General features: G+C 63.4%; 28 protein-coding genes, 1 other RNA gene and 1 pseudogene. 15 read left to right on the top strand and 15 right to left on the bottom strand.

The window, feature by feature from the left end; translation table 11 throughout:
* Positions 1-21 precede the first annotated feature (21 nt).
* Both C495_RS05770 and C495_RS05765 read right to left on the bottom strand, forming a co-directional pair.
* Positions 22-477 (bottom strand): fluoride efflux transporter FluC, encoded by a 456-nt coding sequence (locus tag C495_RS05770; protein WP_008160897.1) that lies wholly within the window; start codon positions 475-477, stop codon positions 22-24.
* On the bottom strand, positions 474-884 hold the full coding sequence (locus C495_RS05765) for a fluoride efflux transporter FluC (RefSeq protein WP_008160895.1): 411 nt from the start codon (positions 882-884) through the stop codon (positions 474-476). The genes C495_RS05770 and C495_RS05765 overlap by 4 nt, the downstream gene beginning before the upstream one ends.
* A gap of 229 nt (positions 885-1,113) precedes the next feature.
* Here C495_RS05765 and C495_RS05760 point away from each other — a divergent pair, with 229 nt between their 5' ends.
* The 3 genes from C495_RS05760 to C495_RS05750 all read left to right on the top strand — a co-directional run bounded on the left by C495_RS05760 (position 1,114) and on the right by C495_RS05750 (position 5,129).
* Positions 1,114-2,019 carry a cation diffusion facilitator family transporter gene (locus C495_RS05760; protein ID WP_008160894.1) on the top strand — a complete coding sequence of 302 codons (906 nt, stop codon included), beginning with the start codon at positions 1,114-1,116 and terminating at the stop codon, positions 2,017-2,019.
* Between the two features lie 78 nt (positions 2,020-2,097).
* Positions 2,098-3,024, top strand: a complete 927-nt coding sequence (locus tag C495_RS05755) for an MBL fold metallo-hydrolase (RefSeq protein ID WP_008160892.1) — start codon at positions 2,098-2,100, stop codon at positions 3,022-3,024.
* A gap of 158 nt (positions 3,025-3,182) precedes the next feature.
* The gene (locus C495_RS05750; RefSeq protein ID WP_008160890.1) at positions 3,183-5,129 is read left to right on the top strand and encodes an AMP-dependent synthetase/ligase; all 1,947 of its coding nucleotides are present in this window, start codon (positions 3,183-3,185) and stop codon (positions 5,127-5,129) included.
* 47 nt (positions 5,130-5,176) lie between these two features.
* Here the strand turns inward: C495_RS05750 and C495_RS05745 are convergent, their stop codons facing one another.
* On the bottom strand, positions 5,177-5,779 hold the full coding sequence (locus tag C495_RS05745; RefSeq protein ID WP_008160888.1) for a magnesium transporter: 603 nt from the start codon (positions 5,777-5,779) through the stop codon (positions 5,177-5,179).
* Complete coding sequence (locus tag C495_RS05740) at positions 5,776-6,348, bottom strand: magnesium transporter (RefSeq protein WP_008160886.1); 573 nt, start codon at positions 6,346-6,348, stop codon at positions 5,776-5,778. The genes C495_RS05745 and C495_RS05740 overlap by 4 nt, the downstream gene beginning before the upstream one ends.
* Positions 6,349-6,497: 149 nt before the next feature.
* Here C495_RS05740 and C495_RS05735 point away from each other — a divergent pair, with 149 nt between their 5' ends.
* Entirely contained in the window at positions 6,498-7,031 is a 534-nt protein-coding gene (locus C495_RS05735; protein ID WP_161605555.1) for a HalOD1 output domain-containing protein, read from the top strand.
* A gap of 49 nt (positions 7,032-7,080) precedes the next feature.
* On the opposite strand, the gene C495_RS05730 is transcribed toward C495_RS05735, so the two are convergent.
* A complete protein-coding gene (locus C495_RS05730) occupies positions 7,081-7,650 on the bottom strand; it encodes a DUF2391 family protein (protein WP_008160882.1) in 570 nt (189 codons plus the stop codon).
* Between the two features lie 208 nt (positions 7,651-7,858).
* Here C495_RS05730 and C495_RS05725 point away from each other — a divergent pair, with 208 nt between their 5' ends.
* Positions 7,859-9,550: an aldehyde ferredoxin oxidoreductase family protein gene (locus C495_RS05725; RefSeq protein ID WP_008160880.1), complete on the top strand. Its 1,692-nt coding sequence runs from the start codon at positions 7,859-7,861 to the stop codon at positions 9,548-9,550.
* 478 nt (positions 9,551-10,028) lie between these two features.
* Here C495_RS05725 and C495_RS05715 read toward each other — a convergent pair whose 3' ends face one another.
* Together C495_RS05715 and C495_RS05710 are read right to left on the bottom strand one after the other, a co-directional pair.
* A complete protein-coding gene (locus C495_RS05715; RefSeq protein ID WP_008160878.1) occupies positions 10,029-10,364 on the bottom strand; it encodes a hypothetical protein in 336 nt (111 codons plus the stop codon).
* 69 nt (positions 10,365-10,433) lie between these two features.
* On the bottom strand, positions 10,434-11,570 hold the full coding sequence (locus C495_RS05710; protein WP_008160875.1) for a thiolase family protein: 1,137 nt from the start codon (positions 11,568-11,570) through the stop codon (positions 10,434-10,436).
* A gap of 156 nt (positions 11,571-11,726) precedes the next feature.
* Here C495_RS05710 and C495_RS05705 point away from each other — a divergent pair, with 156 nt between their 5' ends.
* Together C495_RS05705 and C495_RS05700 are read left to right on the top strand one after the other, a co-directional pair.
* Positions 11,727-12,371: a DUF5806 family protein gene (locus tag C495_RS05705; RefSeq protein WP_008160874.1), complete on the top strand. Its 645-nt coding sequence runs from the start codon at positions 11,727-11,729 to the stop codon at positions 12,369-12,371.
* Between the two features lie 326 nt (positions 12,372-12,697).
* Positions 12,698-13,645, top strand: a complete 948-nt coding sequence (locus tag C495_RS05700; RefSeq protein WP_008160872.1) for a hypothetical protein — start codon at positions 12,698-12,700, stop codon at positions 13,643-13,645.
* A gap of 37 nt (positions 13,646-13,682) precedes the next feature.
* Here the strand turns inward: C495_RS05700 and C495_RS05695 are convergent, their stop codons facing one another.
* The gene (locus tag C495_RS05695) at positions 13,683-14,195 is read right to left on the bottom strand and encodes a DUF7529 family protein (RefSeq protein WP_008160870.1); all 513 of its coding nucleotides are present in this window, start codon (positions 14,193-14,195) and stop codon (positions 13,683-13,685) included.
* Positions 14,196-14,280: 85 nt separating this feature from the next.
* Positions 14,281-14,997: a lipoyl protein ligase domain-containing protein gene (locus tag C495_RS05690; protein WP_008160868.1), complete on the bottom strand. Its 717-nt coding sequence runs from the start codon at positions 14,995-14,997 to the stop codon at positions 14,281-14,283.
* Between the two features lie 61 nt (positions 14,998-15,058).
* On the opposite strand from C495_RS05690, the gene C495_RS05685 reads away from it, so the two are divergent.
* Entirely contained in the window at positions 15,059-15,928 is an 870-nt protein-coding gene (locus tag C495_RS05685; RefSeq protein ID WP_008160865.1) for a hypothetical protein, read from the top strand.
* 104 nt (positions 15,929-16,032) lie between these two features.
* On the top strand, positions 16,033-16,518 hold the full coding sequence (locus C495_RS05680) for a PaaI family thioesterase (protein WP_008160863.1): 486 nt from the start codon (positions 16,033-16,035) through the stop codon (positions 16,516-16,518).
* A gap of 35 nt (positions 16,519-16,553) precedes the next feature.
* Here C495_RS05680 and C495_RS18060 read toward each other — a convergent pair whose 3' ends face one another.
* The 3 genes from C495_RS18060 to C495_RS05670 form a co-directional block, all read right to left on the bottom strand.
* Positions 16,554-16,721, bottom strand: coding sequence for a hypothetical protein (locus C495_RS18060; RefSeq protein ID WP_008160862.1), 168 nt, complete (start codon positions 16,719-16,721; stop codon positions 16,554-16,556).
* A gap of 247 nt (positions 16,722-16,968) precedes the next feature.
* Positions 16,969-17,130: a hypothetical protein gene (locus C495_RS18055; RefSeq protein ID WP_169330514.1), complete on the bottom strand. Its 162-nt coding sequence runs from the start codon at positions 17,128-17,130 to the stop codon at positions 16,969-16,971.
* A gap of 160 nt (positions 17,131-17,290) precedes the next feature.
* Entirely contained in the window at positions 17,291-17,872 is a 582-nt protein-coding gene (locus C495_RS05670; RefSeq protein ID WP_008160855.1) for a cysteine hydrolase family protein, read from the bottom strand.
* A gap of 132 nt (positions 17,873-18,004) precedes the next feature.
* Between C495_RS05670 and C495_RS05665 the strand changes: the two genes are divergently transcribed.
* From C495_RS05665 to C495_RS05655, 3 genes are read left to right on the top strand one after another with little or no spacing between them, the layout of a single operon-like run.
* On the top strand, positions 18,005-19,687 hold the full coding sequence (locus C495_RS05665; protein WP_008160853.1) for an Hvo_1808 family surface protein: 1,683 nt from the start codon (positions 18,005-18,007) through the stop codon (positions 19,685-19,687).
* 3 nt (positions 19,688-19,690) lie between these two features.
* A complete protein-coding gene (locus C495_RS05660; RefSeq protein ID WP_008160851.1) occupies positions 19,691-21,139 on the top strand; it encodes an Hvo_1808 family surface protein in 1,449 nt (482 codons plus the stop codon).
* Between the two features lie 30 nt (positions 21,140-21,169).
* On the top strand, positions 21,170-22,333 hold the full coding sequence (locus C495_RS05655; protein WP_008160850.1) for a nicotinate phosphoribosyltransferase: 1,164 nt from the start codon (positions 21,170-21,172) through the stop codon (positions 22,331-22,333).
* A gap of 88 nt (positions 22,334-22,421) precedes the next feature.
* Here the strand turns inward: C495_RS05655 and C495_RS05650 are convergent, their stop codons facing one another.
* Positions 22,422-23,021, bottom strand: a complete 600-nt coding sequence (locus C495_RS05650) for a TIGR00296 family protein (protein WP_008160848.1) — start codon at positions 23,019-23,021, stop codon at positions 22,422-22,424.
* A 188-nt stretch (positions 23,022-23,209) separates the two neighbouring features.
* Between C495_RS05650 and rnpB the strand changes: the two genes are divergently transcribed.
* Positions 23,210-23,666, top strand: an RNA gene (gene rnpB / locus C495_RS06730) — RNase P RNA component.
* A 161-nt stretch (positions 23,667-23,827) separates the two neighbouring features.
* Entirely contained in the window at positions 23,828-24,622 is a 795-nt protein-coding gene (locus C495_RS05645) for an NAD+ synthase (protein WP_008160845.1), read from the top strand.
* A gap of 27 nt (positions 24,623-24,649) precedes the next feature.
* On the opposite strand, the gene C495_RS05640 is transcribed toward C495_RS05645, so the two are convergent.
* Positions 24,650-25,189, bottom strand: a complete 540-nt coding sequence (locus C495_RS05640) for a GNAT family N-acetyltransferase (protein ID WP_008160843.1) — start codon at positions 25,187-25,189, stop codon at positions 24,650-24,652.
* A gap of 75 nt (positions 25,190-25,264) precedes the next feature.
* Positions 25,265-25,975: an enoyl-CoA hydratase/isomerase family protein gene (locus C495_RS05635; RefSeq protein WP_008160841.1), complete on the bottom strand. Its 711-nt coding sequence runs from the start codon at positions 25,973-25,975 to the stop codon at positions 25,265-25,267.
* A gap of 61 nt (positions 25,976-26,036) precedes the next feature.
* On the opposite strand from C495_RS05635, the pseudogene C495_RS05630 reads away from it, so the two are divergent.
* Positions 26,037-26,348 (top strand): annotated as a pseudogene (locus C495_RS05630) (DUF7114 family protein); the annotation flags it as partial.
* Positions 26,349-26,377: the final 29 nt, after the last annotated feature.

Genomic DNA, 26,377 nt, shown 5'->3' with positions numbered 1-26,377 from the left:
TTTCCCACAGCCGTGGCGACCTCAAAACGGGCCTGCTGTGACGACGATCCATGCGATCCCGATCGCCGCAAGCGAGAGGACGAGATTTCCTGTCGCGTTCGCGACGGCCAGCAGCCGATCACCGCGTTCGTAGAGCTGGACGGTCTCGACCGAAAACGACGAGAACGTCGTGAACGCGCCACAGATTCCGATCCCGACCAGCTGGATCGTCGTCTCGCCGGCACCCGCAAAGATCGCCGCGCCGAAGCCGAAACTCCCGGCGACGTTGACGGCAAGCGTCGGCCACGGGAACCGGTCGCTCGAGAACTGGAGATAGATCAGGTGACGCAGTATCGCGCCGATCGCGCCACCAGTGCCGACGATGTGGGCAGGTTCGGGGTCGAACGTCACGGCCGTGAGGAGATCGGGATCGAGAAACGCCAGCCCGACGAGCACGGCCTCGAGCACGCCGCCCAACGCCGTGGGCTCGAGACTCATGCCGTCTCACCGCCGACAGTGGATGTGCGGTCACGAAGTCGGCGTGCGAGGGTCCGGCTCCCGAGGACACTCACAAAACCCAGCCCGTAGTTGCCGGCGACGACGGCGACGAGCACCAGCGGCTCGGCTGCCGTCGCGGTCTGGACCGCAAACGTGCTGTAGGTCGTCAGCGAGGAGAGAAAGCCAGTCGTGAAGACGATCCGTGACTCTCGCCCGATATAATCGGTGTACTCGGCTTCGTACACGAGAAAGCCGAGGACGAAACAGCCCAGCACGTTGACCAACAAGACGGCCTGCAGATCAGATAGCAGGCCGAGTGAGAAGTATCGGAGGTTCGAACCGGCGAAACCACCGATACCGATCAGTGCAAGCGTCTCGAGTCGAGCGAGGGGGTGGGCTGCTGTCATGACTGTGGCTACAGACAGGGACCGTCAGCCACCCTCTCGGTCGGCCGATCGTCGCGTAGACGACTCGTGCCGACGGCGAGCGGTCCGGCGGTTGGATCAGGCGGGCCCCATCGCCCGGATACGGCGTGGTACTCACAGCGGCGTGATGAAAATTGCGATACGACAGCGTTCCACACGTCTCGAGATCGGAAGGAAAAGACCCAAGTTTAGACTCTCTCTAAACAAATGTATGGCTGATGCCGAGAACGAACGACGCGGGTTCGCACGCGCCTCGTGGGCGAACGTTCTCGGCAACGCAGTAAAGATCATCGTCGAAGGGGCTGCCGGGCTTGCGTTCGGGAGTGTCGCGCTCCTTGCCGACGCGGCTCACTCGGTCGCCGACCTCGTCGCGAGCATCGTCGTGTTGATCTGGGGACGGAGTTCGTACGACGAGCCCGACGACACCCACCCTCACGGCCACGATCGGATCGAGCCACTCACGGCCCTGTTCGTTGGGAGCGTCATCGCATTACTCGGCTTGAATCTGCTGTACGAATCCGCACAGGGGCTGCTCTACGGCGTCGAGGTCAGCTTCAGTCCGCTGCTGTTCGGGGCGCTCGCCTTCGCAATCGTCGACATGTACCTCGTCTACCGCTATACGAGCTGGATCAACGAGGACCTGAACTCGACGGCGCTCAAGGCGCTGGCGACGGACTGTCTCAACGATATCTACACCTCGCTGGCTGCCGTCGTCGGCGTCCTCGGTGTCCTGCTTGGCTACCCGCTGCTTGACCCGGTCGCCGGTGCGCTCGTCAGCCTGCTGGTCGTCTATCAAGGCGTCGAGATCAGCCGTGAGAACGTCGATTATCTCATCGGTGCGGCTCCCGATCCAGAGACGCGAATGGAAGTCACCGAGACGTTGCGAGCCCACCCCGAAGTCCGGGGCGTCCACGATCTGACCGTCTTCTACGACGGTCCCGTCCTCGAGGTCGAAGTTCACGTCGAAGTCGATGGCGACATGCCGTTTCGGCAGGCCCACGACGTCGAATCGACGCTCGTCGACTGGCTGCGTGACATAGAGGACGTCGGGGATGCCCACGTCCATCTCGACCCCTCGGGGATCGGCGAGTGGAAGGACTGTCCGGACGACTGTTGACCGCCGACCGACGTAGGCTGGCTCGGTGTGCGGTGCGGTGACGTAGCTTTTATCCCATCCGCCAACGGGCCTACCGGTATGGCAACGGATATCGGTTCGGTGAAGGAAGTCACCGCCGGCGACTGTACGGACTGTTACTATCTCGATACAAACATGTACGACACCGAGGAGTACGGTGCTGCGTATATTCTCGACGATGACCGACCTGCCGTCATCGAAACCGGGCTCGGAACGAACCACGAACTGATCCTCGAGGCACTCGACGAACTCGGCATCGACTGCGACGACCTCGCGGCGATCGTCGTGACACACATCCACCTCGACCACGCCGGCGGAGCCGGCTTCCTCGCCGAGGCGTGCCCGAACGCAGACGTCTACGTTCCGGCACCCGGTGCGGGACTGCTCGTCGATCCAACACGGCTGGTCGAAGGCACGAAAAACGCCGTCGGCGACCAGTGGGAGTTCTACGTCGACCCGAAACCGATTCCCGAGGATCGAATCGTCGAAATCGAAGATGGCGACCGGATCAGCCTCGGCGAACACGACCTTCGCGTTCACGGCGCACCCGGACACGCGTTCCATCAAGTCGTCTTCGAAGACCCTGCAAACAGCGCCGTCTTCGTCGGTGACGCGGCGGGCATCTGGATTCCCGAAACCGAGACCATGACCGAAACCTCGCCACCGTCGGACTTCAATCTCGAGGAGTGTCTCGAGGACGTCGAGACGCTGAAATCGATCGATCCGGACGTGTTGCTGTACACGCACTTCGGACCCCGAGCGGTCGGCGACGACGCTGCTGAGGCGCTCGATGAGTACGCGACCGTCCTCAGCGAGTGGGTCGAGGCCGTCGAAACGAAACGCGCGGAACTCGAGGACGACGAGGCCGTCATGGAGTACTTCGCCGAGACGACCGACAAGGCCGAGATCTGGGGCGAGCGCAAGGCACGCGCCGAGGCGATCATGAACACACGAGGCGTACTCGGCTATCTCGATCACCGCGACTGAGACGGACGACGGTTCCGATGTGCCGGTGGTCCGTATGACAGGAAGCCGCATCAGTGCCGGCGTGTCGTCGGCGGTGCCGGCTCGCCCAAAATAAACACGGCTACTGATGTCTGCCGTTTCATCATGATTTATCGCACGGGAGGTACTGTCACACATATATGGACTGGCAGGATGCCGAGCGAGAGTACGACGACGAGGTCATCGGGGAGACGACACTCGGGCGACTGTTCGAGGAGACGGTCGAGCGAAACGCGAATCGACCAGCCCAAAAGTACAAGGGTGGAGTCTACGATCGATCGCTGACGCCGTCGGTCCTGCCGGCTGCGACGGCCGGAGAGTTCCGGACGCTTTCTTACCTCGAGATGCGCGACATCGTCCGCAACCTCTCGGCTGGATTTTACGACCTCGGCGTCGAACAGGGTGATCGCGTCGGAATCTTCGCCGATACACGGATGGAGTGGGCACAGTGTGACTTCGCCCTCCTCGGTGCCGGGGCCGTCATTACGACGGTCTATCGGAGTTCTTCGTCCAGTCAGGTCGAATATCTGCTCGACGACCCCGATGCATCCGCCGTCGTCGTCGAGAACGAGGCCCTCCTCGAGACGGTTCTCGAGGTCGAAGACGATCTCGATCTCGAGTTCATCGTCTCGATGGACGAACTCTCGGGATACGACGACCGCGAGGACATCCTGACGCTGAACGAGGTCTACGATCGCGGCGAGGAGGTGTTCGACCTCGAGGCGTATCAGGAACGCGTTGACGGGCCCGAACTGGACGATCTGGCGAGTTTGATCTACACCTCGGGGACGACAGGCCGGCCGAAAGGCGTCCAACTCACCCACTGGAACTTCCGGTCGAACGTCAATGCGGTCCGAAAGCGGTTCGCGCCCCGGCCGGACAAACCCGAGGGGACCCCGTCGCTCGACGAGGAGTCGCTTGCAGTGTCGTATCTGCCTCTTGCCCACGTCTTCGAGCGGACCGCGGGTCATTTCGTCTTGTTCGCAAGCGGTGCCTGTGTCGCGTACGCGGAGAGTCCGGATACGCTGCAGGCGGACTTCAGCGCCGTCCAGCCGACGACGGCGACGAGCGTGCCGCGGGTGTACGAGAAGATCTACGACGCGATCCGCGAGCAGGCGAGCGAATCAGGGGCCAAGAAACGAATCTTCGAGTGGGCGACTGACGTCGGTGTCGAGTACCAGCAAGCCGACTCGCCCGGAGTGGTATTAAACGCCAAGCGAAAGCTGGCCGACAAACTGGTCTTCTCGACGGTTCGGGAGGCCCTCGGCGGGGAGATCGAACTGTTGATCAGCGGCGGTGGCAGCCTCTCGACCGACCTCTGTCAGCTCTATCACGCGATGGGGCTGCCGATCTACGAGGGGTACGGGCTGACCGAAACCTCGCCGGTCGTCTCGACGAACCCACCGGAGGCAGTCAAGATCGGGACCATCGGCTACCCCCTGCCCGGCGTCGACGTACAAATCGACGAGCGCGTTGCCGATCAAGCGGCGTTTGCGGACGACCCCGGCGACGTCGGCGAACTCCTCGTCAAGGGGCCCAACGTCACGCAGGGCTACTGGAACAAACCCGGTGCGACCACTGGCGCGTTCACCGAAGACGGCTGGTTCCGAACCGGCGACATCATCCACCAGCGACCCGACGGCTTCCTCGAGTTCCGCGAGCGCGCAAAGCAGATCATGGTGCTTTCGACGGGCAAAAACGTCGCGCCGGCCCCGATCGAGGACGCCTTCGCGGCCAGCGAGATCATCGAGCAGTGTATGGTCGTCGGCGACGGCGAGAAGTTCATCGGCGCACTGTTGGTCCCGAACTCGGATCACCTCGAGGAGTGGGCAGATTCGGAGGGGATCAACCTCCCCGACGATCCGCAGGCGGTGTGTGACGACGACCGTGTCCGCGAATACATCCAACAGGAAGTCGACCGCATCAACGAGAACTTCGAGAAACACGAGACGATCAAACGGTTTGAACTCGTGCCACAGGAGTTCACCGAGGAAAACGAGATGCTGACGCCGACGATGAAAAAGAAACGTCGCGTCATCTTAGACGAGTTCGAAGACCGTGTCGAGCGCATCTACGCGGAGTCATAGACCGCAGCCAGCCACACTCGCCCCCAATCACGTCGATCAGCGGCGGTTTACAACACGACCCAGACCACGCCAAAGAGGATGAGAACGCCCGTGATATCACAGATGTTCGTGACGACGGGGATCGTCGTATCATCGGGGTCGTAGCCGAGTCGGTACGAGCCGTACACCGAGACGGTGCTGACGATGACGACCCAGACGGCGAGCAACATGCCGCTGACGATCGTAATAAGCAGCAGCGTTCCGAGCCCCAACGTGCCGCCGAGCGCACGGCCGATGAGCCACGAGGCGATCCCGAGCAGGCTGAACACGGTCGCTGCAAGCCCCATGACCGCACCCACGTTCGACCGGATGTCAGGGTTCGTCGGCGAGAACTCGAGCGTCCCCAGATGAAGCTGAGTCGCCAGCCGCGAGCACATGATCGAGCCGAGGTTACCGGCAGTCCCGATCATCACCGGGACGAGAATCAGCAGCGACGGGTTCTCGAGGAGTTGCTCTTCGAACGTCTCGAGGACGGTCCCGGAGACCATCTGCAGGATCGAGAGGGCAACGAGCAACGGGACGAGCGTCGTCACGATACTCGAGACGGACCACTCCGTGGTCGGGTTGTCGTCCAGATCTTCGCCGTGTAAGACGTCGCCACCGGCGCTCACAGTAACACCCCCGCGACGGCGATACCGATAAGCAAGAACGCGACGCCGAAGACGTCACCGACGGTCGTCACGACCGGGCCGATGACGTTGTCAGGGTCGAGTCCTCGTCGATACCCTTTGAAGATCACGGTAAGCAACACCCCGAGCATCGCGAACGCGCTCAACAGCGCGGCGACAGTGAGGATAATCACCAACTCGAGCAGGCTGCCATTCCGCCCGAGAGCGAGCAAGACACCCCAGGCGAGCACGGCGATAAAAATAGAGACGATCATCCCGTTGAGAAACGAGGCGATGACCGCGTTTCGCAGGCGATCGTTCCACTCGAAGTGGGGATCGATCACCCCCTGATGAAGCCCACTCGAGAGCCGAGCCCCCAGTGAGCCGTAGACACCACCACGCGTCGCGAGAAACGCGGGGAGCAACAATAGAATTCCGGGAACGCTCTCGATCCCCTCGCGCATGGTCTCGGTACCGAGTAACGTTCCTGCGAACAGCCCTGCCACGAGGCTGATGAGGATAACCGGCAACGCCTGCGTGTAGACATCGGCGGCGGAGTCGTGGCCAACCATCTGTCCCAAGATACGCCTCCGGGGTCGTAAGCGTTCGTGAATGATACTGTATCTCCATCGGGTACCAACAGTAGCCATGGTCGTCATCCTCGAATTCACGGTCGACGCGGAGGTGTTCTTACTCGGCGGCACACTCGAGCAGGCAAGCGGTGTCGAACTGCGGCCCGGTGTTCGACCGCTCGCCGGTCGCAGTTGCGACCGAACTCGAACACACCCAGCTGCCGAAACTGGACGACGCCGGAGTGGTCGACTACCGTGACGGGGTGGTCGTTCTCCGAGACGACACCGCGCAGACGCTCCTCGAGGGGATTCTGACGGCCGATCGCGGGCAGCGACTCAAGCCGATGGCGGTGTCGACTGCGGGGATCGCCCCCGAAATCACGACTCGAGCGGCCTACCGGGCGGAGCAGGAGCGATCGCTGACCGAGGCAATACTGGCTGCGGTCGCCGACCACAGGGGAGCCGACCTGCGCTGGGCCGATTCCGACCGGTATGACGAACTCGACCCCGAGTCGCTAAACACGCTGTTTCAATCCAAATCGACGGCGGAAACGAGCGTCACGTTGCGGACAGCGACCGTTCGAGTCGCACTTTGGGAGGACGACGGCGTCGCGATTCGGGTTACTGACGCCCGAGATAGTCCTATGCTGGCGGCACCTCAGACGGTCTGCGGTCGGCACTGATCGTCGCCCATCGCCCGTGATCGCCGGGAGATCGGGACAACGGTCCGTCTCAGTCCTCGCCCGGGAGGATGTCGCCCAACGAGCCACCGATCGCCATCGCCGTGAAGATCACCGACACCTGACAGAGGTTTACCCAGGGCTCGTCCCACGTCACCCGTCCCCACAGCGTCATCATCGCCGTCGCGGTCGTGAACGCGATACCGAGCACCCAGACGGGGCGTCGAGGAACGACACCGAAATAGGGGTTGTGGATCTGCACCTCCCGGAAGTCGGCGACGTAGAGGATACCGACGACGAGCGCGGCGGCGAGGGCGAGGTTTACGACGAAAAACGCCGGCGTCGTCGCGAGGAACTCGCCGATCTCGAGGACGCCATCTTCGACGAGCAAGGGCATGCCGATGACGACGCTGCCGACGAACGCCTCCGCTTTGTCCTTGCCCGTAAACTCGGTGATCACCCGATTGACCATCCCGTTATGTGAGAGGCGATCGGCCAGCCGCATCGTTCGGCGGACTTCCGTTCGCTCGTGGGGATCGTCGACCGTCTCCGCCAGCGTCTCGAGTTGCTCGTACAAGTCGTCGATCGTCGTCTCGTCGGACCCCTCCGCCGACCGTGACATACCCGCTTCTCACACTGCGGCCGTATATATCCTGACGACCGATCGCCGACGCTGCCCGCTGCCGTCTCCGAGCTGCCGACCGGTGGTCTGCTGATCGCGCCTGCCCGCCAGCGAAAACGGGACGAGCAACGCGCCTACCGGGATGAGAAGACAGTTTACCGACAGGAACCGGTACCATTTTGCGGCCACGAATGCGAGTAGCCCACATATGAAACACGTCCAGGGACCGCTGTGTACGGTCGATGTCGGCGACCGAACCGCCGAAACGGAACCGATCGACGACCTCCTCGAGTCGTTCCTCGGCGGGCGTGCGCTCGGTACGAAACTCGCCTACGACCGAGTGCCGTTCGATGTCGACCCGCTGGGGGCCGAAAACAGCCTCTTTTTGGCAACGGGTCCACTCCAACACTCGACGATGAGCTTTACCGGCCGGATGTCGGCGACGGCCGTCTCGCCGCTGACCGACGGCTTGCTCTCCTCGAACGCCGGCGGGTTCCTCTCGCGGAACTTCACCGGAACGGGCTACAGCGCCGTCGAGATCACCGGCGCGAGCGACGACCTCGTCATCGTCCACGTCACCGACGAGGGCGTCGAGTTCGAACCCGTCCCCGACCTCGAGGACGCGACCGTCCCCGAGACCTGCGAGTACATCGAGGACGAACACGGCCTCGAGGCCGAACACACCGTCGTCATCGGTCCGGCCGGCGAGAATCAGGTTCGCTTCGCCTCGATTATGACCTCCGAAGAGCGCGCCTTTGGCCGCGGCGGCCTCGGTGCCGTCCTCGGCTCGAAAAACGTCAAGGCGATCACCTTCGACGGCGACTCGACCCACGAGGTCGAGATTCCGCCGCTGCAAATGGAGATTCACGGCGAGGCCGCCCAGTCGGATCACATCATGAAACGACAGGGCACCTCCTCGATGACCGAGTACGCAAACGAGGTCGAGGCCCTCCCGACGCGGTACTTCTCCGAACTGTCCTTCGAGGGCGCCGAAGGCATCAGCGGCGACCGCGTCGAGGAGAAAAAGTACAAGAAAGGGACCTGTTCGGCGTGTGCGTTCGCCTGCAAACTGCCAACCAGAGACGAGGAAAGCGGCCTCGAGACCGAAGGCCCCGAGTACGAGACCGTCATGGCCTTCGGTTCGAACTCGGGCGTCGACGACATCGTCGACGTGATGCAATCGAACAAGCTCTGTGACGTATACGGGGTTGACACGATCTCCGCCGGTGACACCATCGCTGCCTATCTCGCCAGCGAAGACGAGTTTGGCAACGTCGAGTTGATCCACGACCTCGTCGAAAAGATTGCCCACCGCGAGGGCGTTGGCGACACGCTCGCCGAGGGGATCGACCGCATCCACGAGGACCTTGGCGTCGACAACTGGACCGTCAAGGGCATGGAGTTCCCCGCCCACGACGGCCGAACGCTCAACGGGCAGGGCCTCTCCTTTGCTACCTCGAATCGCGGAGCCGACCACATGTACGCCGAGTTCTACCCCTACGAGTACCCACTCGTCGACGCGGATCGAGCCTTCGACAAACAGGGCCTCGAGAACAAGCCACCGAAGATCATCGAACTCGAGAACGTCAACGTCATCAAAGACAGCGGCGTCCTCTGTAAGTTCTCGCGTGACTTCGTCACCCCCGACCGCCTCGAGACGCTGCTCGACGCCGACTACGAGGACCTGCTCGAGCTCGGCGGCACCGTCGTCTCGCTCGAGCGTCACTTCAACAACCAGCGTGGCTTCGACCGCGACGACGACCGACTCCCGTACGAGATCCCCGGCTTCGAGGAGGGACTCGCGGCGTACTACGAGGAACGTGGCTGGGACGACGACGGCACCGTTCCCGCGGATCGACTCGAGGAGTCCGGTGTGACCGGAACGCCGGCCGACGACTAAGACTCAAAATACTGCTTTTCCGTACACGAACCCGTCTTAACACGTCATTTCCCCGCCGAATACGAGTGGTACGGAAATCGTACTTATACCATGACCGTCTCGAAACTGTACTCGAGATGGCAACGGACCCGGGGGAATCAACGGGGAGTAGAGAGTGGTCGAGCACGTGGATCGATCCGGACGCAACGACCACCGCGCGGGTCGGTCACGAACCAGCACCGCGAGTCGACGAGCGACGAACTCGATCTCGAGTTCGAGTGGGACCAACTCTGTCACGGCTGTGGTGAACGGAAATGGTTTCGGGCGGTGATCTCCGAGGCGTGTCGCCAGCGCCACGGACTCTGTAGTAACAACTGAAACGATTTCCACACTGATCGCACAGCTGTGGTTCGATCAGGTGTACAGCGACGTTCAGCGGCTACCATCGGTGTTCAACGGCGAGGGCTGTCGTCACCGCGTCCCTCGCTGATCACAGATGCTAGCGTGACTCGTCTTCGTCGTGGTTGTCCCACTCGTCGTCATCGACCGAGAGTCGGTCGTCACCGCGTGAGCGAAGCGGCGCGTCGTCGGCCCGTGAGGGATGGATATTGAAGTTGTTCCCCCGGTAGGGATCGGTCTCCGGATCGTAGGACAGTTCGCTGCGCTCGAAGATGTAGATGAAAAAGCCGAAAATCGGGATACAGAAGGTGATTGCTGTCCACTTCATCGGCGGCTCGAGACCGACTTTCCCGGCGTCGTAGTACGTAAAGGCGGTGAGCCCGAGATGCCACGCGAGCGGGATGCCGACGAGGAGCGCCAGCAGTAGCGTGCTCATACCGAGAGTATCGGTCCGGAGCTATCTAAATACCCGGTCACGCGAGGTCGCTGGAAACGACGGTCCGTATCAGTTGACGTCGAACTCGATCGCCGCCCCCTGCCCGAAGCCGACACACAGCGTCGCCAGTCCGCGACCGCCGCCGCGTTTCTGGAGTTCGTGAATCAAGGTGACGGGAAGGCGAGCACCCGACGCGCCGAGTGGGTGGCCAAGCGCGATTGCACCGCCGTTGACGTTGAAGATCTCGGGATCGATCCCGAGTTGGTCGCGTGAGTAGACCGCCTGACTGGCGAAGGCCTCGTTGAGTTCGACCAGATCGTAGTCGTCGATCTCGCGTCCGTTTCGCTCGAGTAAGCCTTCGGTCGCGGGCACCGGGCCGACACCCATCACGGTCGGGTCGACGCCGGCGACGTTGTTCATCCCGACCTCGGCGAGGATCTCGAGGTCGTGTTCCTCGGCGAAGGCTTCGCTCGTAATCAACAGTGCCGATGCGCCGTCGGAGATCTGAGAGGCGTTGCCGGGTGTGACGGTGCCGTCGGATTTGAAGACGGTCGGGAGTTCGCCGAGTTTTTCGGCGGTCGTTCCGGGACGGATGCCTTCGTCTTCGGAGACGGTGCCGTCCTCGGTTTCGATCGGGACGATCTCGTCGTCGAAGCGGCCTTCTTCGGTGGCTTCGGTGGCGCGTTGCTGGCTCCGGGCGGCGTACTCGTCCTGTTGTTCGCGGCTGACGCCGTACTCTTCGGCGACCTTCTCGGCGGTCATCCCCATCTGGAGTTCGCCAATGTTGTAGAGTTCGGCCATTCGTGGGTGGACGCTGCCCATGTTCTCACCCATCGGAACACGACTCATGTTCTCGACGCCGCCAGCGATGATGGCGTCGCGGTTGCCGGCCGCGATGGCGTCGGCGGCGGAGATAACTGACTGCATCGAGGAGGCACACCAGCGGTTGATCGTCGTTGCCGGGACGCTCTCGCCCAACTCGGAGAGCAAGGCGATGACGCGGGCCATGTTGTTCCCCTGCTCGCTGCGTTGCTGGGCACAGCCCCACATCAGATCGTCGATCTCCTCGCCCGAGAGGCCGCTCTCCGCGAGGATTTCGTCGATCAACGGCACCGAGAGGTCTTCACTGCGGACATCGGCGTACACACCGTCTTCTTTCCCCTGTGGAGTCCGGACTGCCTCGACTACGACTGGCGTCTGTGACATATACTACCGAATGTCCCTGACGAACTTAAATCCGGCAGAACTCACAGACACACACAAACGGTTTACAGTTGCTTTTCTCTCGAGGCCTCGGATCGACACCCGACCAGTCGGTCGAAAACCTTCACAGCCTTACGTTCGACGGTCCAACACGTGGCCATGGACGAGGACGGACTGGACGCTTCCCGATTCGATGCCGACTCGGACGCCACAGCCGACGCCGAGACGGAGACGAGTACTGAGACCGCAGGGACTGACGACACAGACGACACGATGCCGGGCGTCCCGGACCCCGAGCCGGACGCAGACGAGCCGCCCGCGGACGTCCAGAAATACGCGCGGTTCACAAAGATGGACGGGGCACAGTACGACCGGGTCAACGAGTTCCTTCGCGACCGGACCTACGTCACCGCTCGAGAGTGGGCAATCGCCCGCCTCTGTTCCGATTTCCGGACCGAAACCGGCGTCGAGATGACCAAAATCGGCGAGAATCTGCCCGAACTCGTCCCCTTCATGACCGATACCTACACGCCACAGGCGGTCAATCAGGCTCGAGCCTCCTTCGAGGAGAAAGTCCGCAAGGCAGGGGCGACCTTCCTCTACGGCGCGATGTGTGATTTCTTCACCGCCGAAGAACTCGATGACGTGATGTACGAATCGACCGAAGTCGCCAAATTCCTCCTCGAGGTCGAAGGCGTCGACCTCTCTGTCGAGGAGGAACTCGAGGCTGAAGAACGGATCTCGAGTGTGATGCGAGAAGTCCGTGAGGCAAGCGAGGAACTGCGAGCCCAAGACGAGGAGTAGCCGGCCCACAGGACTGTTGTACACGGCCCAACGGTCTGCCTGTAGCAGTAGCGTGCGATTTCAGGTGGCCGACTCGGATTTAGTACGGCGACCCACGCCCGCAGGTAGTAGCTGCGATGACAGTCACGCGACGCGTACTGTCCCAGTATCGACAACTGTTCGTCGCGGTCAGTGATGGTGTGGTTATTTTCAGGTAGTGGTTTTGATACTATTACCGATGCGCGGCTACTCCAGTTCGGATGGAGACGATCACTAACTCCCGTGATGGGCACGGATCAGGCGATTGCGACCGAACTGACGCGAGGGTATCGACGGCGTCCGACGGCGTGACCAGACGACGAACGCTTCGTCTGGGTGGGCTCTTGGGTGCCGGCAGTCTGCTCGGCGGTACAGGCACGGCAGTTGACAGGGCGAGCGCGGCGTGTGACGGGCCGGATGCGGATGAAGTAATTACCCTCGAGTACGACGACTACGACAGCTGGGACGACGTCTACTGGCTGTCGAACGGCGATCCCGACAACCTTTCGTTCGTTTCGAGTCCGACCAACACTGGGGAAACGGCCCTTCAGCTGCGGATTCGTGAAGACGATCACTGGGGTGCGAGCACGCACTACCAGTTTGACGACGGGCTGGTCGAACTCAATGGACGCGTCAGTTTTGCGCTCAACTCCAACTGGTCGATGGAGGGGCGACAGCCGTCGAACTGCCGACTCTGGAACTGTGCAATCGCGTTGGGCGAGGGGAGCGCTGGCGGTGGCGTCCCTGATGGGACCAACGGCTGGAGCAATCGGCTGTACGTGACCAGTCGAGAGACTGACCCCGAAGGACCGTTTCATCTCCTCTCGAACACCTACCACATGAGCGACGATGATGGCGTTGGCGACCACGATTATCTCATCGACGGCGAACCGTACGCGCTCGCTACACCCGAAATCGAATCGGGAGTGTGGTACGAGTTCGAGTACTACGTCCGTGTAAACACGATGGCCGGCGGCGAGGCCAACGACGACGGCATCGTCCGATACTGGCTCGATGGCGAGCCCATCTATGAGCGTGATGACATCCGGTTTACGACCGACCTCGAGGACAATATCATCGACACGACCGGCCCCGTCGGACACTACGGTGGTCGATACGAGGCCCCAAAGAACCTCTATGCCTACTACGACGACCACTCGATGGCACTCAACGGAACGTTCGAGTCCGGGTCGTGCGGTGAGCCATCACAACAACCGATCACTCTCAGCGATCTGCTGGAGTGGCTCCGCGAGTAACTCTCCCGTCGGTGAGTCGTGTACGGTCGACGGCGCGCTACTGCTCGCCCCAGCTTCGAACGTCCGCTTCCTCGAGGAACAGCGAGGGGTCTTCGTGTGAGAAGCTGACCCAGCGGTCGGCCTCGGCGTCGGTCGCCGCCGTGACGTAAACCAGCAGTTCCTCCTCGGCAAGCGCCGTCTCGAAGACGGATCGAGAGTCGTCGAGATTGTAGGTCAACGGGACGAAAATCGCCGTTTCCCGCTCGTCGTCGCGCTCGACGACGAGGGCGATCCGTTCGTGTGCGTCGCGTTCCGGTGGCCGGTAGTAGACGTCGGCAGCGGTGATGGTGACATCGCCGTCCTCGACGAGCGCCTCAACGAGGTCGTAGGCTTCGCTCGAGACCACGACATCGAGCCCGAGCCGATCTGCGCGTTCGATCGGTGAGATCGCGGTCGGCTCCAAGACGATCGCATCCCAGCCGTTCTCCCGGTACTCCTCGGCGATGGTCGTCGCATCCTCGAGGAGCTCCGTCCAGCGTACTCCTGCTTCGTCGGGCCGATCGTCGGTCATCGACTCCCCTCCACGGCCGGTGGCACTCGAGCGTGCATACTCGAGTTCGAAGACGCCAAGCGGAAAAACGTTACCTGCACTCTCATCACTCGCCGTCTTCGCCGATGGCGTCGATGGCGATGTCCGTCGCCCCCTCGCCGATGAGGGCGTCCTCCAGTGCTGTGCGAACGACAGCCGGGTCTGACGCGTCGCCGGCTGTAACGGCACCGACCGACGCGGGTTCGAACGCGACGTCGAGTCGGTCATACACACCCTCGAGGACGGTTTTGAGGCTGTCGTGGCTCTCGACGAGGACGATGCCGGCGACGACGGCGGCGTCCTGTGTGACCCGCTGGGCGAGGCCAGCGATCTTCCGCCGTCGGCCGTTCGGTCCGACGACCGACAGCGAGTGAGTCCCCGGACAGAATGAGTCCTCGGGCTCGCCGGCGACGACCTCGAGGTCGGCCTCGAGCGAGCGAAGCGCCCGTTCGACGGCGGCTGTGGTCCGCTTGTACCGGGCGGTCGTCCCGCGACGGAAGTCCGCGGCCGGTTCGGCGCGGACGAACGCGAGCGTCGTCTCGCCGTCGTAGGCGACCGCGCGCCCACCGACGGCTCGCTCGACGGGTGGGAAGCCACGTTCGCGGGCGAATTCGGCAGCGTCGCCGTAACCCTCGAGCCGTCGGTCCCGGCGGCCGAACGCGACCTGTTGGTGGGGCGTCCAGACGCGGACGGCTGGCTCGCCGTCGGCAGCCGCCGAGAGGAGGTCGTCGCTCACCTCACGGTCGGCTTCGATCGTCGCCGCACGGCCCCGGAGTACTCGCATAGCCACCGTTTGCACCCGATGGACCTAAACGCTCCCGCTGCCCAGTCGAACCAGACAGACGATGGCCGTGACGCTCCCCGAGACGACGCTCGAACAGTACGAACGCTTCTCGCTGTACAACTCGCCGTATCCCGCCCACGATGAGGGATGTGCGATCGACCTCTATCCCGGGACGCTCCGGGACGGCCGGACGACCGCCGCGCCCAGTCCCGTTTCCGGAACCGTCCGCGAGACCAGAGCCGTTCGCGCGCCGTCGAAACCCTACGCGGCCGAACACGATTACTTGATCCTCCTCGAGTGTGACAGCCCGGCCACCCTCGAGGGACTCGTCGTCCGGATTCTCCACGTCAACCCGTCCGTCGAGGCGGGCCAGCACGTCGAGCGGGGCGAGTCACTGGGCGACCTCGTCCGGGCCGGCTTCTTTGCCCCGTGGGTCGACAACCACCTCCACGTCGGCTTTCGCCGGCCCGACCAGAACCTTCACCGCGCGTCGGGGTCGCTCCCACTCGAGGTAGGTGTCGACGTTCGCCCGCTCGCGTGGGACGGCACCGGAACGGTCGTCGCGACTGGCGAGACATACGCCGTCCTCGATGCACCGACACATCCCGCACCGGGCGAGGCGTTCGCCGGTGTTCGGGCGGATGATGGTGGCGTTCTCGACGGCGGGCTTCCACACTACGATGGTGGCGGGGTTCACGGTGCCGGTCAGGACGGAATCGTCTCGTTGAACAGCGACCGACTCGGCGTCGCCGACGGCCGCACGATCACGTGGGACGACGTCGTGGTCACGGCCAACGGCGAGGCGATCACCGGCCTGTCGCTGTTTTGTGCTCGAGACGCCGACTTCGGCGCGAAGCTGATCTGTCCGGATCGTGTGTTCGAACGTGGCGAGCGGGTTCGGGTTCGGGTTCGCTCGAGAGCTGGACGCTGAACGGGGAGGGGGTGAGGATAAGCGACGATGTCATGAATCAACCCTCGACAACGTGACAATCGAGAAACGTAGCCGTAAAGAGCGTCGATAGCAGACCACAGGGCATGACCGACGACACGCAGCCCACTCCCGAGGAGTTCGCCGATCTCGAGAATCTCCTCCAGTACTTCATCGAGGAGAATCAGGAGTTCCTCTCGTGGATCGGAACGACCGTCGAACACATCGGTGAGGGGACGATGACGCTGTCGGTGCCGTACGACGAGAAACTGAGCAACAAGCGACCGACTCCGTCGGGTGACGGGCGAGCGGATCTCCACGGCGGGATCGCTGCGACGCTGATTGACACGGCAGGTGGCCTCGCCCTGCGGACGGCCATGGACAACCCCTTCGATGCACGGATCGCGACGATCAACCTGAACGTCAACTATCTCCGTCCTGCGGTCGGCGACCTCGTCGCGACGGCGAACGTGATCCGTGTCGGCGGCAGCGTCGGCGTCAGCGAGATCATGGTCGAGAGCACCACACCTGACGGCGAGACACGAGAAGTCGCGACTGGACAGGGTGCGTTTCGTATCTTCCGGCCCGAATAAGCGGCGATCCGTCTCGAGGCGATGCAGCCGTCTGGTCAGGTCCCCTCGTCAGTTTGGGTGGTCGCTCGCTTCGAATCACTCGTGCGGTTCCGGCCCCGATGGCCGAGCCAGAGCCGTCCGTGGAGATAACAGCCAATCGCAGCCACGGCGACGAAGTAGAGGTAGATCGCTGCTTCGACGGAGACTGGAACCGACTCGAGCATTGGATTCGGCTTCGATATCCAGCGGGATACGACCTCACCTGCAGTCGGACACGCTTTTAGTGTCAGCGAGTCTCAGGATGGCCCAGACTGTCGGACAGCACTATTCGAAGATCGATCACGCTCCTGCGGCCGTCACCCTCGGAGACGTCCGCAGAACGGCTGCGTTCTGCTGGGCATCGCAACCCACGGGGTTGCTCAACGGCCGCGAATTCGAGACCGACTTCTTACTGACTGCTGTCCGACAGTATCACTCGTTCGTCACCATCCAGTAGCGCACGCCGAGATAGACCATAACGAGGCCGAACGTCCCCGCGAACAGCGGCGAACCGTCCATGGCGGCATACACCAATGCGATCGCGTTCAGCCCGATGCCGAGAAGATACATCGAGCGCAGTCGGCGCGAACTCATGTCGACCACTCGCGTGCAGTGCTGTCGACTGTCGGCTCCGTTACTGGGTAGTTGGTCGACGGCTCGCCCGGCAATAGCGCCGTTCGATCGAGATCCAGTCTCCGTGCGGACCGATGGGTGTCCATACCACCTCATTGGAAGGGCCGCGTTGAAAACGCTCTCACTTCGTGCTGTCGAACTCGAGGGCGTCGCTCGTGACGATCTCGCCGAACAACCACTCGGCGTGGTCTAAAGCGTACTCGTGGTGGTCGTCTTCGATCGCACCGATGCAGTCGTCGACCATGAGTGGCCGGAAGTCACGAATCCCTGCGCTGCCACCAGTATGGAGGACACAGACGTTGGCGAGGGTGCCACAGATCACCAGATCGTGTATCCCGCGGGCGTTGAGCCAGCCCTCGAGTTCCGTATTGTAAAAGGCGTCGTAGGTGTGTTTTTCGACGACGAGATCGGCCTCGTCGGCCGGGAGTCCGTCGACGATTTCTGCCTCCCAGGAGCCCTCGAGGACGTGTTCGCCCCACTGTTCGAACTCGTCGTAGTAGTGGGCGTCGTCGAACTGTCCCGGTGGGTGGACATCCCGCGTGTAGACCAGCCACGCGCCGGCGTCGCGGGCCCGCTCGATGAGGGCAGCGATCGGCTCGATGACCGCCTCGCTGCCCGGCGCGTACAGCGAGCCGTCAGGATGACAGAAGCCGTTTTGCATGTCGACGACGACGACGGCCGTGGTCGCTGGCTCGAGATGCATCTGTACGAACCACTACGAGACGGGCCGTAAAAACGTTCGCGACGGGTCGGCCCCAACTCTGCTGTCAGTGTCCGTTGTCGCCGACCAGCGGTCTTTTGATGGTCGCCTTCGTACGATTCCTATCTCCCCGAAATGACGGCCACACTGACGCGGACGCGACTGTTCGTTGCTCTCGTTGCGATATCGGCACTCGTCCTGACACTGGCCGTAGCCGGTGGGATGGTCCCGGGGCTGTCCGGAGACGATTCGGCCGACCGCCCGGCCGATCCCACCACCGAAGACACCGTTGGCTACGTCAACGGCTACTGGTACGACGATACACTTCCCGTCGACGACCGTGACGGTGCCGTCGTCGACGACGCCGAACTCGAGGCAGTCGTCTCCCGATCGATGGCACGCGTCGAAGTGATTCGTGAACTCACCTTCGAGGACGACGTGCCGGTCGAGGTCATCTCCCGCGAGGAGTTCGCCGACGACCACGACGACGTCTTCCTCGAGTTGAGCGACGACGAACGCCTCGAACAGGACGTCACCTACGAGGCGCTGTTCATGGTCGACCGAGACACCGACGCGGAAGACGCCCTCGAGGCGATGTACGGCGGCGCTGTCGGCGGCTACTACGATCCGGAGACCGATCAGGTCGTGCTCGTCTCGGACAACACGGAGACGCCCGAACTGGACGAGGTCATCCTCGGCCACGAACTGCTCCACGCGCTCCAAGACCAGCAGTACGATCTGACGAGCTACGACCGAGAGACGATCGATCAGGATGCCGCGACGAACGGTCTCATCGAAGGCGATGCCGTTTGGGTCGAAGACGAGTACGACCAACGATGTGGGGCCGACTGGGACTGTCTCACCCCCGGCGACTCCCACGCCGACCAGTTCGGTGAGGTGAACTGGGGGCTCTACATGACGCTGTACCAGCCGTACAACGACGGCCCGGCGTACATCGACACCCTGCTCGAGGCCGATGACGGCTGGACGGCAGTGAACGTGGCCTACGACGAGCCGCCGACGAGTTCGTCGACGGTAATCCATACGGACGACCAGCGCGAGCCAGTCGAGATCACGATCGACGACCGTTCGAGCGACGACTGGGACCGTCTCGAGGTCGACGGCGAACCCACGACACAGACGGCCGGCGAGGCCGCGATGGTGTCGATGTTCGGCGCAGACGTCCACGATCGGGGGCAGCCGTCCGTGATCGACGCCGATGCACTCCTCGCGGACGGCCTCTCCGGGTACGATTACGACCAGCCGTACACGGACGGCTGGGCCGGCGACGAACTGCACCTGTACGTCGATGCGGATGCTGACAACCCCGAACCTGCCGATACCGGCTACGTCTGGGAAACAGAGTGGCGCTCGAGCGAGGACGCCCAGCAGTTCCTCACGGGCTATCTCGAGTTGCTCGAAATCCACGACGCCGACCCCGTCGACGACCGACAGGACACCTACGTGGTCGACGACGAGTTCCCCGGGGCGTACGCCATCGAACACGACGGCGAGACGGTGACGATCGTCCGTGCGCCGTCGGTCGACGACCTCGAGGGGATCGCGGCTGGTGTCGCCCCCGACGGTGAGGACACGCTCGAGCGTGTCGCCGTGGACGACGGCGATGACGCCGACGACGAGAACAGCGACTCACTCCCCGGCTTTGCCGGCCCCGGAGCGGTGTTCGGCATCTCGATCGGGGTTCTCGTGGCGAGACGGAACGACGGCTCCGTTCGTGGCTGGATCGGTCGCCGGACACAGCTAGCGAGCGCACCCGAGCGCAGCGATCAGTATATGACGCCGCCGTCGAAACGGTAGCCAATGTCTCGGAGCCGACTCGCACTGTTTGCGGTCGTGGCACTGGTCGTCCTCGCTGGCTGTACGCTTCCCCAGTCACCGGACCAGTTCGATACCGACCGCGAACTCGGTGTCGTCGGTGACTACGCCCACGACGACACGTTCGAGTTCGACGACAACGAGGCCTTAACTGCGGCTCAACTCGAGGCCGTCAAATACCGTTCGATGGCCAGAATCGAGGTCGTCCGTGAGCTGAAGTTCAAACACGACGTGGAACTCGAGGTTATTTCCAGAGAGGAGTATCTGAGCCAGCGCCACGAGTCGGGGTCAGCCTCGGTGTTTACGAACGAACTCTGGCGTGGCGCGTTCGTCGTCGACGGCGAAACGGACGCCAATCAAGCGAGAGACGACCTCTACGGCACCGCGGTGCAAGGCTACTACACGAGCGACCGGATCGTCATCGTTGGAGACGACACCGACGGCATCCGCATCGACCGCGAGACACTAGTCCACGAACTGGTGCACGCGCTACAGGACCAACACTTCGGCATCGAGCGCCACGGTGAGACGATCGACGAACAGCGGGCCGAACTCGGCTTGCTCGAGGGCGAGGCGAACTACGTGCCACACCTGTACGAACAACGCTGTGCCACGACGTGGCAGTGTCTGGCCGATCACGAACGACCGGCAGCCGACGGCTCGCCGACCGATCGGCCGTTCAACGTCGGCCTCTTTCTCTCGATTTACGCGCCGTACTCCGAGGGGGCACCGTTCGTCGCCCACCTGCACGACCGCGGCGGCTGGGACGCCGTCGACCGCGCCTACGAGCGCTATCCGGCGAGTACCAGCCAGCTGATCCATCCCGAACGCTATCCGGACGACGAGCCGGTCGCCGTCGAGATCCCCGATCGCTCGAGCGAGGAGTGGGTTGCCTACAGCCCCGAGGGCGACCCCCACACGGAGACGATCGGTGAGGCAACCCTGTTCGCGACGCTGTGGGCAAACGGCGTCATCGATCGCCCGCTGAGCGAGGGCAGCACCGACCTCTCGCCGTACAACTACTCCCATCCGACGACCGACGGCTGGGCCGGCGACACGTTTCAGGTCTATCTGGATACGGCCGAAGACGACCGGACGGGCTACGTCTGGCACCTCGAGTGGGCGGGCTCCGACGACGCCGAGGCGTTCGCCGGCGCCTATCGAACCCTCCTCGAGCGCAACGGCGGCACGCCGGTCGATGCTGTCGACGACGCCTACCGAATCCCCGACAGCGAGCCCTTCGGCGGGGCTTACCGGGTCACCGTCTCCGGGAACACAGTCGAGATCGTCGGCGCGCCGCTGGCGATCGACCTCGAGGATGTCCACGCGAGCGAGACGGACTCGTCGGCACAGACACCCCTCGAGACGACAGCGCCCGTTGCGCCCGGTCCCGCGTCGATGCCGTCGGCGGCGACAGCGCCGGCAGACGGGTAGCTTATTTGCCTCCCCCGGGAAGTCGTCGACATGTCAAACCCGTTCGGAACCGTCCCAGCGGCGGCGATCCTCGAGGGCCGCGCGACGGATGCGTACTTCGAGCGCACTCGGAGCACCCTCGAACACGCGGGGAAAAACCCCCACGTCGTCGCCGAGGTGACCGCTGATCAGTTCCCTACCGGTTCGTTCGAGGTCTTCACCGGTGTCAAAGACGTCGCTACGCTGTTCGAGGGCCGCGATGTCGATATCGATGCCGTGCCCGACGGCCAGCTGTTCGACGGCGGTCCAGTGATGCGAATCGAGGGCCCCTACCTCGAGTTCGCCGAACTCGAGACTTCGCTGCTCGGATTTCTCTCTCAGCCCAGTGGGTTCGCGACGGCCGCCCTCGAGGCGCGACTGGCGGCTCCTGAGTCGACCGTCCTCTCGTTCGGTGCGCGTCACGTCCATCCCTCGATCGCTGCGACGGTCGAACGGGCCGCGTTGCTTGCCGGCCTCGATGGGTTCTCGCACGTCGCCGCGGGCGATATTCTCGGTCGCGAGGCTGGCGGGACGATGCCCCACGCGCTCATGTTCTGTTTCGGCGAGGGCAATCAGGCCGACGCGTGGCAGGCGTTCGACGAGGCCGTCGGCGCGGACGTCCCGCGGATCGCTCTCGCGGATACCTTCTGGGACGAGAAAAGCGAGAGTCTGCTGGCCGCCGAAACGCTCGGCGACGACCTCGACGGCGTTCGGATCGACACGACGGGGTCCCGACGCGGCGACTTCCGACACATCATCCGCGAAGTTCGGTGGGAACTCGATGCACGCGGCCACGAGGACGTCGACATCTTCTGTAGCGGCGGCCTCGGCCCCGAGGCGATTGCAAACCTGCGCGATGTCGCCGACGGCTTCGGCGTCGGCAGCCACATCACGAGCGCCGATTCGGTCGATTTCAGTCTCGATATCGTCGCCATTGAAGGCGACCCAATCTCAAAGCGGGGCAAGCTCTCCGGCGTGAAAGACGTGTACCGAACCGCAGACGGTGACCACCACATCGCGCTCGCCGACGACGATGGGCCGAAAAACGGCGACGCCCTGCTCGAGCCACTGATTCGAGACGGCGAGGTCGTCCGGGAGTTCGACCTCGAGGAAGCGACCGAGCGGTGTCTCGATGACGCCGAAACGGTCGGCTTCCGGCATCCGACTGATTACTAACTTGAGCAGTGGCTCTCGATTCGATTGCCTGTAGAATACGCTGTGGAACGACTGCGCTATCGTCTGCGCTCCATCTCGGCGCGGTCCGTTATAGCTGCTCGATGCTGCCGTCGGCTTCGCGCTCGCGGAACACCTGTCCTTCGAACAGCGTGACGATGACATCGTCGTCCTGCCACGCGCCCGGTGCGAGTTTGGCTTTTCGACACGTCCGATCGAGATACTCGCGGGCACTCCAGCCGTTCTCGACGGGCACCGTCGGGTAGAGCCAGCCACCCTCGCCGCCGTCGATCGCGACGCCGTGTGTTCCGAGTTCGAGATCTGCCAGCGGATCATCGGTCAGGACGACGTTTTTGACGGTACAGACCGAGACGGTGAGGTTCGGGAGTTCCGAGGGAGTCACTTCCGAGCCACACGAGTCCCCGCTTGCGGCTTCGATCGCCGCGTCGACGATGACGTGACCGAGCTGGTCGGCCGACTGATAGCCACCGGCACAGCCACGGAGGCTGCCGCGGCCACGGGTCGACTCGAGACGGACGAACGCGCCGGTTCGCTCGTAAAAGGCCTCACGCATGCTGCCCGGTTGTTCTCGTTGGCCGTGTTGTACGTAAGATTCGACGGATTCACGCGCGAGTTCGACGGCGCGTGCACCGTCCTCGTAGGAAAGGTTGACGCCCTGTCGCTGGGACATACAACTGTACATGGTAGGTGGCGTCCTAAAACGCTTCCATTCCGTCTGGTCGGTGTTCCCACGGCGACCGGGGGACTTATTCGGCCGACGCCCCTACCCCAACTGGGAGAGAGAGCCTGGCTGCCGCGGTGGTCACACTGGCGACAGTGTGATCATATGGCGTGGTCTGTCCATGAGATGGATCATGCAGTACCGTTGCCCGACTCGTCGAGTCGCACAACGGGCGCGAGGAAAGTCCCCCCACCTGTTCGGGCAGGTGACCGGGCGCAAGTCCGGAGCGGGAGACCGCTGGCTCTGGAACAGAAACGACACGTCTCGGCCCGACCGATGATGCGTGCGAACCCGTCCGAGAGGGCGGGGAGCTAACCCGCAGAGGGTGTGTGATCGACTCTGCACGGTTCGAACCCGTGGGTCGCGTACGCGGTTCGCTCCCTCAGTGAACTGTGAGTGAGTCGGCGGCAGCAGCCGTCGACCGCACTGGCGCGATCGACCACACGCAGACGGCCGAGGATCGATGGAACGGCGAACCCTCACCGGTGCAAGTCCGTGCCGTGGTAGCCCGAACGCCCCGCGGCGTCGCCGCGGACGGGACGGACGCTCAGCCGAATGCCGGGATGAACAGAAGGGGGCTTACTCCTCTCACCTCACGTTTGACCTCGAGTGCCAACGCTGTGTCGTCGGTGAGTGATCTCGATCGACCTCGTCGCCGACGCGCTGGCCGGAACCCAGGCGAGAAGAATACAACAAACGTCCACTGATCGGCCGTAGGGGATGGGTATTAAGCCCAGCCACCCGTATCCGGTGACATGATCGACCTTCGCTTTTCCGACGCGGAACTCGACAAGCACCACGAGCATATCATCGAGTTCATCCGGGAGCAGGCCGACGCTGCCGGTGTCGACGGTGCCGTGCTCGGTCTTTCGGGGGGGATCGACAGCACGCTCACTGCCCACCTCCTCGTCGAGGCACTCGGCGTCGAGCACGTCCACGGCCTCGTCCTCCCGGGAACCGTCAGCAGCGACGAGAACATGAGCGACGCCGAACGGGTCGCCCAGAGCCTCGAGATCAGCTACGACGTCATCGAACTCGAGCCGATCATCGACTCGTTGCTTGCGGCCTACCCCGACGCCGAAGGCGACCACGAAGCCGTCGGCAACGCTCGAGCGCGGGTTCGAGCCGTTCTGAACTACCTCGTGGCCAACCACGAGCACCGGCTGGTCATCGGCACCGGCAACCGAAGCGAGGCGGCGGTGGGCTACTTCACCAAATACGGCGACGGCGCAGTCGACTGCCATCCGATCGGGAACCTCTACAAAGCACAGGTTCGCCAGCTCGCACGCCACATGGGCGTCGCCGAAGACCTCGTCTCGAAGCCGCCGACGGCGGAGCTGTGGGCCGACCAGACCGACGAAGACGAGTTAGGAATTAGCTACGAGACGCTCGATTCGATCCTCGCGACCCACATCGACGGCCCGCTGTCGGTCGCGGCGACCTGCCGGCTGCTCGAGGTCGACGACACGACCGTCGAGAAGGTTCGCGGAATGTACGAGCGAAGCGAGCACAAACGTCGGGTGCCGCCGGCACCGAAACCGCTGCACTGATCGGTGACAGAGACCGCGCGCAGCCACCTACGCCGTCTCCGAGCGCCACTCATCCTCGAGTAGCCCGTACCAGTAGGCGTCTTGGTACTCGCCGTCGATGAACTCGACGTCCCGGTGGACACCCTCCTGTACGAATCCAACTGACTCGAGGAGGCGTCGCGAGGGATCGTTGAACGCAAAGACGCGGGCGGCGATCCGGTGGAGACCGAGTTGATCGAACGCGTACGCGACGATCCGTGCCGCCGCCTCGGAGCCATAGCCACACTGCTGGTGGTCGGGCGCGATCCAGTAGCCCAGTTCCGCCCGGCTCGAGGGCCAGTCGATCGAGTGGAGTCCGATCGTTCCCACCGGCGTCGACTCGGCGACGATCAGCAACTGGATTGACTCATCGTCACAGACGACATCGTCGAAGAACGCCCGTTCCTGCACGCGGTTGAGCGGCTTCGAACGGCCGATCGCCCGCCAGATCCGCGGGTCGTTGACGTGTCGTTGGAGGAACTCGAGGTCACCCTCCTCGATCGGCCGAAGATCGATACGGTCGCCGGAGAGAAAGACTGGATTAGGCATCGACCCGTCGTACGATCGGTCGCAAAATAATGGTTATGACGCGAACACATTCCGTGAGACGGGCAGTTTCCGTCCTTACTCGAGCAACGCGTCGATATCGTCGGCGTGGGCCTCGACAAGGTCGCCGAAGGCCTGTGCCTCGAGTCGTTCCTGTGTCGCGCGTTCGCTGTCGTCCCGAATCCGGCGTTTCAACACGGCGAGCGTGTCGGCGGCGTTTGCGGCGATCTCTTCGGCGACGACGCGCGGGTCGGCTTCGATTCGGGAGATCAGCCCCATCCGACGCGCTTCCTCGGCGTCGACGGCCCGTCCCGAGAGCGCGAACTCGAGGGCGTCACCCTCCCCGATCACGCGCGGGAGTCGGACGGTGCCACCCCAAGCACCGAACAGCCCGAAGGTGACGCCAGGTTCGCCGTAGGTCGACTCGGGCGTGCCCACGCGGACGTCACAGGCCAGCGCGAACTCGAGACCCCCACCGCGGGCCGGACCGTCGATTCCGGCGACGACGACGGCTGGCGAGTCCTCGATCGTCCGGGCGACACGTTGGCCCAGTCGGGCGAACTCGACAGCCTGTTCGCGGTCGCCCTCGAGCCCGCTGACGGTCTCGAGATCCGCACCTGCACAGAACGCAGGGCCGTTGCCGCGGAGGTAGATGACCGGCTCGTCGGCCTCGTCGATCGCCGCCTCGAGGGCCTCGAGGGCCTCGACGGTCAGCGCGTTTCTCGCCTCGGGGCGGTCGATCGTCACGGTTCGGATCGTGCGGTCGGCATCGGTCTCGACATCGATCATGTACGCCAGTGTACCCGACGTTTCCAAAGGTCTTTGCCTCCTCCGTCGTAACTCCCTTCCAATGGAACAAGCCGACAGCTGTCGGCGGGCCGCCTCCGAGGCCATCGCGGACGTGGAACCACCGCAGCTACACGAGTTCATCGAGGCAACCCTCGACGAGGCTTCGATGGTTCCCGGCGTGCTCACTCTCGAGAGTGCCACAGCAACAGCGCCCGATGGACGCGGTATCCGTGACCTCGAGGCCGACTCCCCACGCGGCCAGTCCGTCTCGAATCATACGGACGACCGTGGAACCGAGCACAGCACCGACAGCGCGACTGAACCCAACGGGATCGCCACGCAGGCAGCCGGCGTCCAGCTCATCTACGAGGGGCCTGTCTCTTATACACATCTCTAGCGGGC

The sequence above is a fragment of the Natronorubrum sulfidifaciens JCM 14089 genome (genome assembly GCF_000337735.1).
GTDB classification, from domain to species: Archaea; Halobacteriota; Halobacteria; order Halobacteriales; family Natrialbaceae; genus Natronorubrum; species Natronorubrum sulfidifaciens.
Note: the sequence above shows the minus strand (reverse complement) of the source record. Positions and strands in the feature narration are given on the sequence as shown.

Coding starts and splice junctions, on each gene's coding strand:
- C495_RS05770 (WP_008160897.1), bottom strand. CDS start 477: ATGAGTCTCGAGCCCACGGCGTTGGGCGGCGTGCTCGAGGCCGTGCTC.
- C495_RS05765 (WP_008160895.1), bottom strand. CDS start 884: ATGACAGCAGCCCACCCCCTCGCTCGACTCGAGACGCTTGCACTGATC.
- C495_RS05760 (WP_008160894.1), top strand. CDS start 1,114: ATGGCTGATGCCGAGAACGAACGACGCGGGTTCGCACGCGCCTCGTGG.
- C495_RS05755 (WP_008160892.1), top strand. CDS start 2,098: ATGGCAACGGATATCGGTTCGGTGAAGGAAGTCACCGCCGGCGACTGT.
- C495_RS05750 (WP_008160890.1), top strand. CDS start 3,183: ATGGACTGGCAGGATGCCGAGCGAGAGTACGACGACGAGGTCATCGGG.
- C495_RS05740 (WP_008160886.1), bottom strand. CDS start 6,348: ATGGTTGGCCACGACTCCGCCGCCGATGTCTACACGCAGGCGTTGCCG.
- C495_RS05730 (WP_008160882.1), bottom strand. CDS start 7,650: ATGTCACGGTCGGCGGAGGGGTCCGACGAGACGACGATCGACGACTTG.
- C495_RS05725 (WP_008160880.1), top strand. CDS start 7,859: ATGAAACACGTCCAGGGACCGCTGTGTACGGTCGATGTCGGCGACCGA.
- C495_RS05715 (WP_008160878.1), bottom strand. CDS start 10,364: ATGAGCACGCTACTGCTGGCGCTCCTCGTCGGCATCCCGCTCGCGTGG.
- C495_RS05710 (WP_008160875.1), bottom strand. CDS start 11,570: ATGTCACAGACGCCAGTCGTAGTCGAGGCAGTCCGGACTCCACAGGGG.
- C495_RS05705 (WP_008160874.1), top strand. CDS start 11,727: ATGGACGAGGACGGACTGGACGCTTCCCGATTCGATGCCGACTCGGAC.
- C495_RS05695 (WP_008160870.1), bottom strand. CDS start 14,195: ATGACCGACGATCGGCCCGACGAAGCAGGAGTACGCTGGACGGAGCTC.
- C495_RS05690 (WP_008160868.1), bottom strand. CDS start 14,997: ATGCGAGTACTCCGGGGCCGTGCGGCGACGATCGAAGCCGACCGTGAG.
- C495_RS05685 (WP_008160865.1), top strand. CDS start 15,059: ATGGCCGTGACGCTCCCCGAGACGACGCTCGAACAGTACGAACGCTTC.
- C495_RS05680 (WP_008160863.1), top strand. CDS start 16,033: ATGACCGACGACACGCAGCCCACTCCCGAGGAGTTCGCCGATCTCGAG.
- C495_RS18060 (WP_008160862.1), bottom strand. CDS start 16,721: ATGCTCGAGTCGGTTCCAGTCTCCGTCGAAGCAGCGATCTACCTCTAC.
- C495_RS18055 (WP_169330514.1), bottom strand. CDS start 17,130: ATGAGTTCGCGCCGACTGCGCTCGATGTATCTTCTCGGCATCGGGCTG.
- C495_RS05670 (WP_008160855.1), bottom strand. CDS start 17,872: ATGCATCTCGAGCCAGCGACCACGGCCGTCGTCGTCGTCGACATGCAA.
- C495_RS05665 (WP_008160853.1), top strand. CDS start 18,005: ATGACGGCCACACTGACGCGGACGCGACTGTTCGTTGCTCTCGTTGCG.
- C495_RS05660 (WP_008160851.1), top strand. CDS start 19,691: ATGTCTCGGAGCCGACTCGCACTGTTTGCGGTCGTGGCACTGGTCGTC.
- C495_RS05655 (WP_008160850.1), top strand. CDS start 21,170: ATGTCAAACCCGTTCGGAACCGTCCCAGCGGCGGCGATCCTCGAGGGC.
- C495_RS05650 (WP_008160848.1), bottom strand. CDS start 23,021: ATGTCCCAGCGACAGGGCGTCAACCTTTCCTACGAGGACGGTGCACGC.
- C495_RS05645 (WP_008160845.1), top strand. CDS start 23,828: ATGATCGACCTTCGCTTTTCCGACGCGGAACTCGACAAGCACCACGAG.
- C495_RS05640 (WP_008160843.1), bottom strand. CDS start 25,189: ATGCCTAATCCAGTCTTTCTCTCCGGCGACCGTATCGATCTTCGGCCG.
- C495_RS05635 (WP_008160841.1), bottom strand. CDS start 25,975: ATGATCGATGTCGAGACCGATGCCGACCGCACGATCCGAACCGTGACG.